Raw genomic sequence first — 14957 nt, forward strand, 5'->3', positions numbered from 1 at the left:
TCAAATCACCGTATTTGGAATAATAATGATTTCTTTTGATTGTTTTAATTAATTTAATTCTATTTTAGCAAAAACTTAATCCATGAAGAAAGTACTCAAAACCATTTTTTTATTATCTATATCCCTTTTTTCAGCCCAGAATTACCGTTTTGTCTATGAATATAAAATGAAACCGGATATCACAAAAAAGGATTCTGTAGTTACCGACTATATGAATCTTGATTCTGACGGGAAAAAATCCTATTTTTATAATGCAGTGAAGTATGAAAGAGATTCTGTATATCGTCTGGACAAAAATTATTCAGCTCTGCTTAAAAATAAAAGCTACGATAGGAATCTGAATTATACTATTGAAAAAGAATATTCCGGTAAAAAACTGAATCTGTATGATAATTTTAAAGGCATCAATCTTGTGATTGAAGATCATGATATTCCCAAGTGGAAAGTACAAAAAGAATTTATAGAGATAAATGGTATGAACTGCCAGAAAGCAATAGCAGATTATAAAGGCAGAAAGTGGCAGGCGTGGTTCAGTAAAGATTATCCGATCAGTGATGGCCCATATAAATTCAGCGGTCTTCCGGGGCTTGTTGTAAAGGTGAATGATATTGAAAATAACCATTCATTCAGCTTGATTCAGGTTAAAAAAATAAAGTCAATGTTTGATCTTTTACCCAAAAGCAGCAAGAAAATGAAAGATGGCGAGTACAAAAAGCTTATCGCTGGTTATACTTTTGGTCCTGATGATATTGAAAGCCTTAATATGGACTCAAAAGCAGGAACAATGGGAATACAGTTGAAAGACGGCTACATCACCCGGTTTAATATGAATGAGCTTAAAAAGTCAGGCAAAGGAAATATAGACGCGGAAATGGCAAAACGCCTTATGAAGAGTAATAATCCTATTGAGCAAAATTAAATATAGAAATACCTGGGACAGCTTTATTTTTGAATATAACTACGGTTAAAATTTGAATAAAGCCAATAAAAACTTATTTTTGCAGACTATAATAATTCACATGTCTACATCGTTACTATTAAAATACTTTCCGGATCTTACAGAAACACAGTTGAAACAGTTTGAACAGCTTGAGACTTTGTACAATGAATGGAATGAGAAGATCAACGTAATTTCCAGAAAAGATATGGAATCGCTGTATGAAAAGCATATACTGCATTCTTTGGGAATTGCCAAAGTGATGGAATTTGCTCCGGGAACTAAAGTACTGGATATTGGAACCGGAGGAGGTTTTCCCGGAATTCCTTTAGCCATTTTGTTTCCTGATTCAGAATTCACCCTGATCGATTCTATTGGCAAGAAAATCAACGTGGTAAATGCTGTTGCAGAAGGAGTGGGATTAAAAAACGTTACTGCCATCCATGGAAGAGCAGAGAAATTAAAAGATAAGTTCCACTTTGTAGTAAGCAGAGCAGTTACCCAGATGCCGGAATTTTTGAGATGGCTGAAAGGAAAATTTGAAAAAGAACAGTTTAATCCTAAACATAACGGGATTTTATATTTAAAAGGTGGTGATCTCGCAGAAGAACTTGCAGGACTTAAATGTGAGATTTTCAGCCTTAAACACTATTTTGATGGAGAATTTTTTGATACTAAAAAAGTAGTTTACGTATCAAAAGGTAATTTTAGTTCCTGATTTTTTATGATTGGGGAATAATTTTTGCTAAATATTTGTTAATAATCAAAAAATTGAAGGTTATGAAGAATTTTTTAAATCTTGGATTTTCAGCATTATTGTTCGGCCTGTTTCTCGTATCGTGTAATGATGATGATTATGAAACGGTTGAAACTATTGGTAAAATCAAAATAGACAGCGTGAAAATTGTTAACGATACTATGGCTGTTTTTGCAATACAAAGCATAAAAACCTATTCCACCTATCCAACGCACTGTGAGGGCTTTTACGGATATGATTATATTTACAATAATAATCTTGAAAGAACCGTTACGGCTTATAAATATACAACAAGCGGACCATGTAAAAAAGAAAGCTACACAGGTGCCAGCCAGATCAACTTCAGCCCGCAAAAAAAAGGAAGTTATACTTTCAGATTCTGGAACGGTGGTAAAAACTGGATCAGCAAAACTATTGTGGTAGAATAATGAAATTGACTTTTATATTGTGTTTACTTGCTTTCCCTGTTGCATTTGGACAGACAATTATCTGGAAAGAAGGCAAAAAGCTAATGTGGGATAATTTTAAAAGTCCTGTCAGCAGGAAAACTAACGCAAATGTTGTGGCCCATACCAACTGTGGCTGGGAATTATCCGTCGTTAAATCCGGCAATCCGAAGTTACCAGTTACCATAGAGCTGAAAACAGTCTTCAATGAAGAAAAATCCTGGAAAGATACCACCAAAATCAATGACTATGTTTTGCTGCATGAGCAGAAGCATTTTGATATTGCTGAGCTGTTTGTAAGAAAATTCAGAAAAGCTGTTGCAGAGAAAATCAGAAATTCAGCAGATTATCATAAATATTTTAAAACTATTTATGATGAATTCTCCATTGAGTATAAAAAATTTCAGATTGCATATGACAGAGATACGCGTCATGGTATAGATAAAGAAAAGCAGGCAGAGTATAATGCCTCTATTTCTGAAGAATTAGAAAACTTAAAAAGCTATCAATCCCTTTGAAATTCCTTAATAAGATCATTCACGAACTGCTGGCACAAAATACGGATCTTTCTGTGTTTAACATTATCCTGCCGGGTAAACGTCCTATTGTGTTTATAAGACAAATCCTTGAGGAAAATAACTACTCCGGACTTCTTCCCAATTTTTTTACGATTGAGGAGCTTATCAATACCATTGCAGATAAACAGGTCATACAGGGAATTCCGCTCTGGCTTTTTTCATTTGATGTATACCGGAGTCTGAATCTTATCCCCAGAGATAATTTTTCGGATTTTCTGAAGTGGTTTCCGACTTTGCAGAAGGACTGGGATGATATCCTGAAATTCTCAGACAGCGACCAGGCTGTTCTGCAGTATATGTTTGATGAAGAAAGGATCAAAGAATGGGCTCAGGACCTGGGTGAGGATGATGATGTTCCAAGAAAGAAATTCCTTAATTTCTGGCAGAATATGAATGTTTTTCTTCCGGAATTAAAACATAGATTACAGGAGAAGAACTGGGCAACCTCAGGAATGATCCATGAGACGGCTAAAATTCAAATTGGAGATTTTGCGAAGAACACTTCCGATCATTTTGTTTTTTGTGGTTTTAACGCCTTTACTCCGGTGGAGGAAAAACTGGTAAGAAGTCTTTTGCAATGGAATAAAGCACAGTGCTTTTTTCAGGCAGACCGTTATTATTTTGATGATGAAAGACAGGAAGCCGGAAAGTTTCTCAGAAACCATAAAACATGGAAAGAATTTGATGACAACAGAGCTTTTCAATGGATTGAAGATGATTTTAGCCAGCCAAAGAACATCAAAGTATATGAAGTCTCCGGAAATGTGACCCAAACGAAGGTTCTCCCTGAGATATTCAAAGAAATTACTAATAAGACCTATTCCAATACAGCGGTAGTACTGCTGGATGAAAATCTTCTTCCTGCGAGTCTGGATGTGATGCATGAGGTGGAAAATCTTAATATTACAATGGGGTTTCCGCTGAAGAACCTTTCTTTCTCCAATGCGGTAAAAAGACTTTTCTATCTGCAGAAACAGCTGGAAAAAAACAAGTCATCTTACTACTACAGGGATATTTTCCCTATTTTGGAAGAGCTTCCCAAATCTGTGGAAGATGAGCAGATTATTGATGATTTTAAAACAAAAGTAGAAGAGAGGAATATTGTTTACATCTCTAAAAAGCTTTTAGAAGAACTTTTAAGCGAACTTTCTTACTTTGGGCTCCTTCAAAAAGCAGCGGGTACTCAGGCTTATCTGGATAGGCTTATTGAGTTTTGTCAGGAGGTGAAATGGCTGGAAATAGATGATATTCAGTACGAGAACGTATCCCACTTTGAAAACGCATTCAGGATCATTAAAAATCAGCTGACGCCGTATAATATAGAAATCAGAATGGAAACTCTTGAAATTCTGATCAATCAGCATATTAATTCTGAAAGTATAGATTTTCAGGGAGAGCCTTTACGCGGACTACAGATAATGGGATTGCTGGAAACGCGTCTTCTGAATTTTGAAAATGTTATTCTGCTTTCTGTGAACGAGGGTAAACTGCCTCTTGGAAACTCTCAGAATACCTATATTCCATTCGATATCCGCAGGTTCTTTGACCTTCATACATTCCTTGAAAATGACAGTATTTATGCGTACCATTTTTACAGGCTGATTCAGGATGCAAAGAATGTCCATTTGCTATACAATGCATTAAGCTCAGGAGTAAATACCGGAGAGAAAAGCCGTTTCCTTACCCAGCTGGAAATGGAGAGCTCGCATCGGATAGAGCATCTGATTATTGAGAATTCCTCAGAGCCAATTGCTACAAAGCCTGTAGAAATTTCAAAGACTCCGATTGTACAGGAACGTCTTCAGAAATGGAAGGAAAAGGTCTCTGCTTCTCACCTTACAAGTTACCTCTATAATCCGATAGATTTTTATTTGTCCAAAATTTTAAAAACTTCAGAAACGGATGAAATAGAAGAGGAGCTATCTGTAAAAAATTATGGAAATCTGGTCCATTATACGCTTCAAGAAGTTTATGAGGTGTTAAAGGGTAAAGTTCTAAAAGAAAGCGATTTATTGAATTCAGTTAAAGCAATAGATCAGTATATAAATATTGCTATAGAAAAGCTTAAGCATCAGCCTGAGTTCTATGAAAAAGGGATGAATTATATCCATAAGGCCATTGCAAAGAAGGTTATCGAAAATGTTCTCAATCATGATCTTGAACTGATAAGAGGCGGTAATAAACTGGAGATTGTGGATATCGAAAGAAAGTTTGAAGATGTAGAATTTTATCTGGAGGGAAATGATAAAATTTCCTTCTTCGGATTTATCGACAGAATTGATAAACTGAATGGAACTTTAAGAATTATTGATTATAAAACTGCTAAAATTAAAAATCTTATTGTAAAAATTGATAGTGAAAATGTAGAAGGATACTTCCATAACAGCGAGAGAAAGCAAGCGCTTCAGCTGTGTATTTATCATTATGTAGTGCAGCATCTTCCCGAATTTTGGGGATTTCCGATAGAAACAGGGATCTGGAGTTTTGCTGATGCTAAAAAAGGAATGGTTTCTCTACAGTTTGATAAAGGAAATATTGATGATGCCATGAAATCGGTCAAAAGTCTTATTCTTGAGATCCTGAATCCGGATGTTAATTTTGTAGAAACGGTGAAAGCATATTAAACATATTTAATATGACAAGGTGTGGTTTTTAATGCTGATAACCAGTGTCTTGATTGTCTTTTTTCTCCTGTGAAAACCTATGAATTTTGTTCATGAAAATGGTCAATAGAGCAGTATATTTTTTATGTATCTTTATCCCTCGGTAAAATTTTAAAGTTCGGAGGGAACAAACTAAGGAGTACACATGAAAAAAAGCCTATTATTTTTAGCTATAATTTTTTCTTTTATCAGCAAGTCTCAACAAAGGAATGATTCTCTGGATCTTGCGCTTCAAAATGTAACTAAAGATACTAAATTTGGTCTTGCACTCAGCGGTGGTGGAGCAAAGGGCTTTGCCCATATCGGTATTTTGAAGATGATAGATTCTCTTGGGATTCGGGTAGATTACATTACAGGAACCAGTATGGGAGGTATTCTTGGCGGGCTGTATGCGATGGGCTACAATGCAGACCAGCTGAAACATACGGTCTATAAAGTAGATTGGAACAGGATTTTGAGTAACAAAATACCTTACAGCAAAGTTAATATCAGTGAAAAGGATGAGTATGACAAATACATTCTTGAATTTCCTGTAGTAAAAGGAATTCCCACTCTTCCCAGCTCGTATATTGAAGGGCAGTATATGGGAGAGGTTCTTAATACTCTTACGTTCAATACCAAACATATTAATGATTTCAGTAAGTTGAGGATTCCTATACAGCTTACTTCTTCCGATATTGAAAATGGTGGATTAATCATGCAGAAAAAAGGATCTTTACCGTTGGCTATTCGTTCTACATTAGCAATTCCGGCAGCTTTTGCTCCTGTTTATATTGATGGAAAGCTCCTTGTAGATGGAGGATTGGACAGAAATTATCCAGCCAATGAAGTTCGTGAGATGGGGGCAGATTTTGTAATTGGAGGATATACCGGTTTTCGTCTTTTCACCAAAAAGGAAATTGAGAATCCGATGAAAATGATTTATCAGACCCATGCTATACGTTCTGTGGAAGATTTTAAACATCAGAAAGGACTGTCCAATATTCTGGTTGACTTTGTAGACCCGCTGGGAGATATCACCACAAAGGATTTTGCCAAATACAGGAAGATCATTAAAATTGGAGAATTAGAGGCCAGAAAGCATCTTCCGGAGTTCGTAGCACTGGCAGAAGCCCAACGGAAACTGGGGATTAAATATGACCATCAGATGATTGAAGAAGTAAAGCTTCCTACCACGAAATTCACTTTTAATGAAGAAGATGGTACTCCAATTAAAGATGAAGGAGAAATTGAAGTCCTTAAAAGGCAAATGGGGCTGGTAGAAGGCAGATATTATGATGTGAAAACCGTTAATGAAGCAATAGACAGAATATTTGGAATGCGCCAATATGTAAAAGTATATTACACGTATACCAATATAGGTGACGCTCTTGCCATGAATATTTTTGTGAAAAGGGCTAAAAAAGGAGCTTTTAAACTGGCGATGCATTATGATACAGAACAGTCTGTTGGTATTATTGTAAACTATACATACCGGAATATTCTTTTAAACAGGTCGAGATTCCTGGCAACATTGGATATTTCAGAGCGTTTTAAAGCTAAATTAGCTTACCAGCAGTTTTTAAACAGTGGAGAGCGCTTATGGTTTGATGTGGAGGCTAAAATGGTTAGTCTTAAGAGTAATGATTTGAATTTCCGACTTTATGATGTAGGTAATGAAGATAGTGGTGACCGATTTCCTAACCATATTTACAGAAATGTTACTGCGAAGATTGCTCTTAACTACAATGTGAGCTCTAACGCTTTTATCTCTGTGGGAACGGAATTCAGTACTGAAAGAATGTATACTTTGCTGGATAAAGTAGATCAGTCCAGGATAGATAATTACAGTAAAAAGCTTTACAATCACAGCAATTTTAATACCTTTCTGAAGTTTGAACAGAATAACCTCAACAAAAGATACTTCTTTACCAAAGGGAATCATCTTCAGCTAAGCACAAGGTTCTATTACGGGGATGAATATCAATTGTATGATCTGGAAACTGTACAGCCTCTTTTATATCCTATACTGAATCCGAAGGAACCTTATTACTATCAGCCTAAAAATCTGGTTTCTTTTACTTTGAATGAAAATTTTGCCTACCCAATTACAAGAAGATTAGCGGCAAAAGCAAATCTTTTCATAGGAGCAAGTTTTGGTGCAAAAAGGGAAGATCAAATTCCTTATTTCTTTCTGAATCAGAAATATAATCTGGGAGGAAGCGAATATAACTATGACCTATTGAGTCCTGAATTCAACGGGCTCCGCCAGAAAGAGCTGCCTATGACTTCTGTGGCGAAGGCATCTCTGGCTCTTCAGTATAGAATTATGAAAAGATTATACCTTACACCTTCCTTCAGCTATGGTAAAGTGAGTGAGGAGTTTTCTCCTTTTAATGATAGTTTTGAGATGTTTGGCTACGGAGTGAACCTCGGATATGAATCACTCATAGGCCCTATCAGTATTAATGTTTCCAGAAATAACCAACTTGATTTTTCAAGGATATATCTAAGTATTGGCTTTAAATTTTAAGATCATCTTTATACCAATTTAAATGACCTTACAATAAAACCCCTTATTTAAATTGTCAGTTTAAATAAGGGGTTTTATAATTAATGATATCAACTATTTATTAATTTGAAATATAAAGCTATTTCCGCGGAATTTCCGGACGCGGCATTTTGTAATAACTTCCGGATATACTCTTTAAAAAAGCAACTACAGCATCTATTTCCTGTTCGTTGAGCTTTAGCGGTTTCATCCGCTGATCTGTAACCGGGAAATTGGGATCTGCCATCTTTTCTTCAGCAGTAGGGTTAATCATCTGCATCCCGCTATTATAAAGGCTTACAATTCCATGCATATCATCCATCAGTCCGTTATGCATCCATGGAGCGGTATAAGTGAGATCTCTCAAAGATGGGGTTTTGAACTTTCCTACATCATCTGCTTTTCCGGTAATATGATAAAGACCAAGATCTTCATACTCGCGTTTATAGTAGGTGAGTCCTATATTGTGGAAAGATTCATCCGTCAGGTTTTTTCCATAATGGCAGTTCATACATCTTGCTTTGGTCCGGAATAAGTGCATACCGTAAATTTCCTTATCGCTCATGGCTTTATAGTCTCCTTTGATAAACTTATCCAGTTTACTTGGCTGGCTCCTTATCGTCTTTTGAAAAGCAGCTAATGCACTGGCTATTTGATCGAATGTAATTTTGTCTTTCTGATAAACCTCTTTGAAAAGCTCTCTGTACTCCTTGTACTTTGATAGCTTTCCGGCAAGTTTTTCCGGTTTCATATTCATTTCATTATGGGCAGAAATGGGTCCTACAAGCTGTTCTTCGAGACTTTTGGCTCTTCCGTCCCAGAAATAGGATGTTCTGTCCGCAATATTGAAAAGAGATTGTGTATTTCTTTTTCCCTGTAAATGATCATTACCCAAAGCAAGTTCCTGGCCGTCTGCCCAACCCAGTTCAGGATTGTGACAACTGCTGCAGGAAACCTGGCTGGATGATGAAAGTTTTGGGTCAAAAAAAAGCTTTTTCCCTAATATTACCTCTGGGATTTCCTGTGTATCATAATAATTGGAATCCCATTCTATGGCTTCAAATTCTTTCCAGTCAACATCTGCATCCACTGAAGGCCCTGGCCAATATTTCACTGGTTTTTTATACTGTTCTGCTACCTCTCCATAATCCACACTATACTTTTGGATTGTATGCTGCATAAAGAAGGCACAAATGCCTCCGAGGAGGACAACCAATTTAAGATCTGAAAATTTCATGATGCTTTTAAATTTAAAAAATACTTCCTATTGTTGCTGCAAATAAAACATTGCTGCCATTATTGAAATTAGTGTACATTATTTTACCTCCTGCAAAAGCGTTCTTTACAACAGGGAAGCTGAAATGAAAATGAATATCAAGCTTTGCCCGCCAGAAATCTGAAGACTGAAAAGCATAATTTTCCTGCAGCATATCATTGATAGATGGTTTTGCGGATATATTGAACTGACGGTCTTTCTGATATACTTTATTTGCTGAAACCCCTAATAAGAAAGACAATGCCTGACTGGATGAAAAAGTTTTTAACCATTGATAATCCGCACCGTAAATAAGCTTACTTAATTCAATTCTTGATATTGGGCTGCTGTATTTCTCTTTTTCCTGAATCCAGCCGAAGAACGGAACGAAAGAAAATTTTGACGCTTCATTACCTGTCTGTACAAGCCCTCTGAAAGTGATATTATTTATTTTGTGATTGTATTTTTCTGCACTACCTATCTGAATGTAATTTCTGGAATTCTCATTTAGAAACAGATTCTCTGTTCCTTTTCTTTCTATGCTGTTTCCTTCAGCTGAAATGCCCCAGAATATTTTACCCGAATCAAAAAACTTTCCTGCTGAGAAAGTAAATTGCTGCTCATCAATTTTTGAGGCATTGAGATCCGAATATTCCGTCAACAGTTTATCAAGATTAAACTTTTTCAGTCCAATATTGAGATACCAGTTTCTGTGATCTGCTTCAAAGATCTGTAGACCTCCGCCATATGACCAGCCTTCATAGTAAGCCTGGCGAAGTTTTCCTGAAAGCAGTTCGTTATAATTCCCAAGTCCGCTCATATTATAGATCATAGGGTAGCCCTGATTGCTGACAAAGCTCAGATAATGCTTTTGAGTGTATTTTTCAGCATCCAGATAAATCCCTATTTTAAATTTTTTGAACATCAGCTTATTAGCTCCCAGTGCTAAAGAGAAATCTGCTGCCGTATTCTTTGGGCGGGGATCTATATCCCTGTAACTGAGGGTGGCATGATAACTTCCCATTATTCCTATAGTGTATACATTGATCTTTTTGGAATAACCTCCTGAAAAACGGTAGCTTTCAAACTTCATATCACCACCTACACTGTCGGCTGCTACATAAGGGTAGATGAGATCATAATCAGCATTTTCGTTCCATACCATCCGCTTGTTCTTTCCCTGTGTATAAGAAGCATCGCCCCAGACCGTAGTTTTATCATCAATAATCTGTAAAGTTTGGGCTTCGGCTCCCCATAGGTTTTTTCCTTTGCCTTTTTGCTGTATTTGCTGGGGAGTATTGCTGTTTTCAGTCAGAACGTTAAAAGTGGTAATGCTGTATTTTCTTGCCCCCGGCCGGCTGGCTGGATTTGCAGTTATACTGTTTTTAATAAGCCTTTCATAGCTGTATTCCTCACGTATTTTCCCTATGATGGAGTCATTCACCTGAGCCTGAAGTTTTATACCTGATAATGAGATGAGCAGGGTGGATATGGAAAGGAAATGTTTCATTTTAGTTAAATAAAGATGGTTTTACCCCATGATCAAAATCTACTGTGGAGTTGTTGGTATCTTTAAAGATATTCCTGCCCTCCATGTTCTGTCCTGTCACTTTTCTGCGTACTGCTTTTCCGAAACGGTTTTTATCTCCGTCAAATGAGGTCACAGAAGTCCATCCCATATCCAGAGAAGGAGATGTTACCAGCCATTGGAAAGAATCCTGTACACTTAGATTCACAGCATCTACAATCCATTCGTTAGGAATTTTCACAGCGGTTCCGTCCATAGGATATACATCACCTCCGAAACTCAGATTGTAATTATAAGTATAGGTGTTCTGAGCGATCAATGCTTCATTAGTCATTCCCTGAGGCATACGTGCTAAAGCATACGCATAATATCCTTGGGTGTGAATCACCATTTTTTCAAAAACGTTGACCATTTTCGGAACAGCAGGGTTGTCGATATCTTCGGAATCTTCTTTGAAAATCTGGAAGTTAGCATGGGAAAGATCAACAGATAACGAGTTAAATGCTTTATGGTTAATAGCATCTTCTGCGATGACAATAGACTCACCCGGTTTTACAGGATAAGTGTTTCCCGTACCAGGGATTCTGATAATGGCTCCGGCAGATAGGGTGGTTCCTATAATATTGGGGCTGTATTCCTGTTTTTCGCTGGTCATAAAGCTGGATTGGATCAATAGCATTCCGTCAGCATATAAAGTCTGGTCTGTATTGTTGGTGATTTTAAAATACTGATCTCCAAAATACATCGCTCCCTGTGGTGTTTTTGTTCCGGTAAAGAACACCTCTTCAAGAATCAGATCAGTGTTGCTTCCTGCCTTTAGAGAAAGAGCTATTGTTTTGCTGATTTCTTTGCCATTGATCACCATTGCTGTCTGTACTCCCGCTACTTTAGCTTCAATAGATCCTGAATTATCAGTATAAAGAATACTGCCTTCCGCAATGATATGATACGTTCCTGAAGGAAGAGAAACCTGTAGTGTATTCGTATTTTTAAGTTCTTTAGTAGTGGTAAAACCGGTGTTCAGTTCTTTGAAACTTATGGTAAGGTGTTTATATTCTTTTACCTGGATGTTCTCAGGAACTACTTTAAGCTCCAGTTTTAATGACGTTTGTGCTTCCGGAGCCTCGTTGGAGTCGGAAGAACATGCTGTAAAAGTGATTACAGCACACAATAGTAATAGTGTTCTAAATAATTGTTTTAACATAATTGTATTAAATTGAAATTGTCTATAAATTGAAATTGATTTCCATCCCGAAATATGGATCATAAGCTCCTTTTCTGTTGATTGTGAAACCATTGAGATGGTAAGGAGCGTAGTAACTGAAAAGTCTGTTGGCAAACATAGCGACTACGATGGCTTTATTTCTGAAGCTTTTGGTGACTTTCAGGTTGAGGTTCATTTCCATCGGTCTTCTGGACGCATTGTACAGATCTTGATTCTGAGCAATAATCAGATTTTCAAGCAGGGTACCTTTGGTTGTATCCGGATTAAAAGGGAAGATGCTGCCATTCTGATCCACATAATAGCTGGGTACACCGTTCATGGGAAGTAATTTTCTCATAGAATACCATGAAAACTGGAAAGATGAAGAAAAGACAAGGTCCAGACCAGGAATATAAGTATCCATCATAAGGTTGGTATTCAAAACTTCATTCACTGAGCTTGGCTCCATACCTTCATATAATCCTAAATAGGGATAGGGTCTTCCATTGATGACTAAATCTCTTCCTCTGTAAACAGGCAGGCTATTGCCATATTGAGTCCGGAACCAGGCTCCGCTGACGGTAAATCTTGTATTGATCTTTGAAATTCTGTTTGATGAATATTGAAACTCTATTCCTTCTTTGTCTACCTTACTGCCATTTCGCTGGGTGGCGTAAATAAAGTTTTCACTTACAGTCTGATAGGGAAGTGAGTTTACGTCCGGTGGAGAGGTGATTGTATTGTGATCAATTCCTGAGGTGTCATACTTTTTGTATTGATACACAGCATATTCATTCATAGAACGGAAAGCATTATGCATATTTTCCTTAAAAGCAGTCACAGAAAGTTGATGGGCTCCTAAGCTGAAATCTATCCTTGCTTCAAACTTTTCATTCACAGCTGGCTCTATTTGCGGATTCTGCGGATTGTAAATCAACGTTTTATAATTAATTTTCCTGTATTCCGGAGTGTTGTGGAAATAATTCAGCTGCTGAATATCTTTATAAATAAGTTCCGGATACAGGAGATTAAGATCCGGGAACAGGCTTTGTTTACCATATCCCAGTGTTACAGCCAATTGTGCTTTTTTATTCATCCACTCGAATGAAGGAAGCTCCCACTGAAGATTTGCTCTGGGATCAAAATACATTTTTCCGTGCATTTTAAACTGAAAAGGCAGATTCATCATTGAATTTCCTCTTATTCCAAGGGCTAATATCAACTGATGATTCCCTGTCTTTACCGTACTGATAGATTCCAGAAACAATGCAGAGGTAATATAAGCCGGAACATCGCGATAGGCGCGGGGCCTGAAAGTCGCTTTAGGATCTATAGGTTTATAAATGTCAAATTGCTGCCCTTTGCCCCAGTTTTTGCTCAGCTGCCAGTCTAATCCTGCATTGAATTCATTTCTAACTGATTTAAAATCAGCCTGAAAGTTATTTACCATTTTTACAAATACATCAAGAGGTTTTCCGTCTACTTTATAATTTGAAATATATCTCGGCTCAGGATAATAACCATCATACTCACCCTCTGTTTTGGATAGTGGAAAAGCTGTAGCATTCTCTAACTGAATGAATTTGGTCTGTTTTATTTTGTCAAATCTTTGGTTAACAGTAGCCTGAATCTCTGTTGATCTAAAAAACGAAGGCTCATTTTTAGTATAAGTAAACAGATTGGAGAGGCTTACAAGATGATTGTTGACCTCATAAGAGTTCAGCTCAGATAAATCGACATCAGGATCAGATTTGGATCCGTCCAGCGAGCCGGTATAGCTAAGACTGGTCTGCCATCTTGAAGTTCCTTTATTATGCTTTTTCTCTTTTACAATAGCTAGATTAGCTGTAATTCTCTTATAATTTTCAAGTCTGTCTCTGGGATCAGCTTTTGCATTCAGGTAATCCAGTCCTGCATTGATTTTCAGATCCTTTTCTTTGTTTTCAAAACCTTTACTTACTGCAAAAAGTTTACTGTAACCATCTGCTTTAAATCTTGCTTTCCATCTTGTATATCCTGATTTATTCGTGATTTTTACAATACCGGAGGTTAAATTTCCGTATTGTACAGAAGGTATTCCCCGCAAAACTTCCACACGTTCGATTTGATCTGTAGCTATACTTCTCATATCGACACCACTTGTGATGTTAAGTCTTCTCTTGAGCCCATTGTTGGATTTGTCCAAGAAATCATAGGTATACTGGAGATTGGCACCAGAGTTTAGCGGGGCACCATCAACCAGAAATGTCGTTCCCATAGAAGAAGTATTATAATCACTGCCGGGCCTGCCTGTTTCACGAAGACTTATTCTATTGACCTGATTCAGAACAGGGTCACTTGATCTTCCTCCGGGAAGAAGTTCGAGAAGATCTGAAAAGCTCGATGGCTGCAAATGCTGCATAGCGCGTTGGCTGATAATGGATGAAGAGGTGAGTCCTTTTCCTTCTTTTGCTGTGATGACAACTTCTTCAATAGTATTTATTCTTTCTTTAAGGGAGACAGAGAATGTTTCAGCCTTTTTAACTGACAGAGTATGGGTATAACCAAGGCTTCCGTTTTTATGGATTTCAATTTTGTATTTTCCGGGTGTAATATCTATAGCAGCAATTCCTTTGTCATTGCTGGAGGTGGTGTATTTAGCCTCTGCTGAGAAGATGTTGATTTCAGCTTCTTTTACAGGTTTCAGTTCGGCATCTTTTACCTCAATGATAATCGTAAAGGAATGGTCTTGTGCGCTGGCTGCAGCGGTAATGAAGACGAAGAGGAAAGTTAAAAATCGGGATTTGAAAAGGAATTGGGAATCGTTGTGAACCATCTGGCATTAATCTTTCGGCAAAATTAGGAGGCTCAGTATAAGTTTGCTAATTTTATTTAGAATAATTTAAAATAATTGATAAAAATCATTTACAACAAATTTTAAAAATTATCATTTAAGAATATTTGCCGTATTTAAAATATCTGTTTTATTGTGTTTTAAAATGCTTTAGTTAAAGTGTTTTTTAGATTTATATTCAAATCTTTTTTTTAGAGTTATTTTATAATTATAAATACAGATTTTA

At 36.9% G+C, this 14957-nt stretch carries 10 protein-coding genes; 6 read left to right on the plus strand and 4 right to left on the minus strand.

Features of this window, described 5'->3' with window-relative positions:
- The first annotated feature begins 82 nt into the window (after positions 1–82).
- The 6 genes from AC27VX_RS06200 to AC27VX_RS06225 all read left to right on the plus strand — a co-directional run bounded on the left by AC27VX_RS06200 (position 83) and on the right by AC27VX_RS06225 (position 7893).
- Positions 83–919 carry a GLPGLI family protein gene (locus AC27VX_RS06200; RefSeq protein ID WP_488694433.1) on the plus strand — a complete coding sequence of 279 codons (837 nt, stop codon included), beginning with the start codon at positions 83–85 and terminating at the stop codon, positions 917–919.
- 100 nt (positions 920–1019) lie between these two features.
- Positions 1020–1655, plus strand: coding sequence for a 16S rRNA (guanine(527)-N(7))-methyltransferase RsmG (gene rsmG, locus AC27VX_RS06205; protein WP_488694435.1), 636 nt, complete (start codon positions 1020–1022; stop codon positions 1653–1655).
- Between the two features lie 62 nt (positions 1656–1717).
- A complete protein-coding gene (locus tag AC27VX_RS06210) occupies positions 1718–2122 on the plus strand; it encodes a hypothetical protein (RefSeq protein WP_488694437.1) in 405 nt (134 codons plus the stop codon).
- A complete protein-coding gene (locus AC27VX_RS06215; RefSeq protein WP_488694439.1) occupies positions 2122–2658 on the plus strand; it encodes a DUF922 domain-containing protein in 537 nt (178 codons plus the stop codon). Before AC27VX_RS06210 ends, AC27VX_RS06215 begins: the two co-directional genes overlap by 1 nt.
- Positions 2655–5342 carry a PD-(D/E)XK nuclease family protein gene (locus tag AC27VX_RS06220; protein WP_488694441.1) on the plus strand — a complete coding sequence of 896 codons (2688 nt, stop codon included), beginning with the start codon at positions 2655–2657 and terminating at the stop codon, positions 5340–5342. The genes AC27VX_RS06215 and AC27VX_RS06220 overlap by 4 nt, the downstream gene beginning before the upstream one ends.
- A 184-nt stretch (positions 5343–5526) precedes the next feature.
- Positions 5527–7893, plus strand: a complete 2367-nt coding sequence (locus AC27VX_RS06225) for a patatin-like phospholipase family protein (protein ID WP_236858960.1) — start codon at positions 5527–5529, stop codon at positions 7891–7893.
- Between the two features lie 118 nt (positions 7894–8011).
- On the opposite strand, the gene AC27VX_RS06230 is transcribed toward AC27VX_RS06225, so the two are convergent.
- The 4 genes from AC27VX_RS06230 to AC27VX_RS06245 are packed head-to-tail and all read right to left on the minus strand — an operon-like array spanning position 8012 to position 14713.
- Entirely contained in the window at positions 8012–9148 is a 1137-nt protein-coding gene (locus AC27VX_RS06230) for a cytochrome-c peroxidase (protein WP_236858962.1), read from the minus strand.
- A 13-nt stretch (positions 9149–9161) separates the two neighbouring features.
- Positions 9162–10676: a DUF6850 family outer membrane beta-barrel protein gene (locus tag AC27VX_RS06235; protein ID WP_236858965.1), complete on the minus strand. Its 1515-nt coding sequence runs from the start codon at positions 10674–10676 to the stop codon at positions 9162–9164.
- A gap of 1 nt (position 10677) precedes the next feature.
- The gene (locus tag AC27VX_RS06240; protein WP_488694444.1) at positions 10678–11898 is read right to left on the minus strand and encodes a DUF4876 domain-containing protein; all 1221 of its coding nucleotides are present in this window, start codon (positions 11896–11898) and stop codon (positions 10678–10680) included.
- A 22-nt stretch (positions 11899–11920) separates the two neighbouring features.
- Positions 11921–14713 carry a TonB-dependent receptor plug domain-containing protein gene (locus AC27VX_RS06245; protein WP_488694447.1) on the minus strand — a complete coding sequence of 931 codons (2793 nt, stop codon included), beginning with the start codon at positions 14711–14713 and terminating at the stop codon, positions 11921–11923.
- Between the last annotated feature and the right edge of the window lie 244 nt (positions 14714–14957).

Source organism: Chryseobacterium sp. 14P4.3.2, assembly GCF_057799275.1.

Coding starts and splice junctions, on each gene's coding strand:
- rsmG (WP_488694435.1), top strand. CDS start 1,020: ATGTCTACATCGTTACTATTAAAATACTTTCCGGATCTTACAGAAACA.
- AC27VX_RS06225 (WP_236858960.1), top strand. CDS start 5,527: ATGAAAAAAAGCCTATTATTTTTAGCTATAATTTTTTCTTTTATCAGC.
- AC27VX_RS06200 (WP_488694433.1), top strand. CDS start 83: ATGAAGAAAGTACTCAAAACCATTTTTTTATTATCTATATCCCTTTTT.
- AC27VX_RS06230 (WP_236858962.1), bottom strand. CDS start 9,148: ATGAAATTTTCAGATCTTAAATTGGTTGTCCTCCTCGGAGGCATTTGT.
- AC27VX_RS06215 (WP_488694439.1), top strand. CDS start 2,122: ATGAAATTGACTTTTATATTGTGTTTACTTGCTTTCCCTGTTGCATTT.
- AC27VX_RS06235 (WP_236858965.1), bottom strand. CDS start 10,676: ATGAAACATTTCCTTTCCATATCCACCCTGCTCATCTCATTATCAGGT.
- AC27VX_RS06240 (WP_488694444.1), bottom strand. CDS start 11,898: ATGTTAAAACAATTATTTAGAACACTATTACTATTGTGTGCTGTAATC.
- AC27VX_RS06210 (WP_488694437.1), top strand. CDS start 1,718: ATGAAGAATTTTTTAAATCTTGGATTTTCAGCATTATTGTTCGGCCTG.
- AC27VX_RS06245 (WP_488694447.1), bottom strand. CDS start 14,713: ATGGTTCACAACGATTCCCAATTCCTTTTCAAATCCCGATTTTTAACT.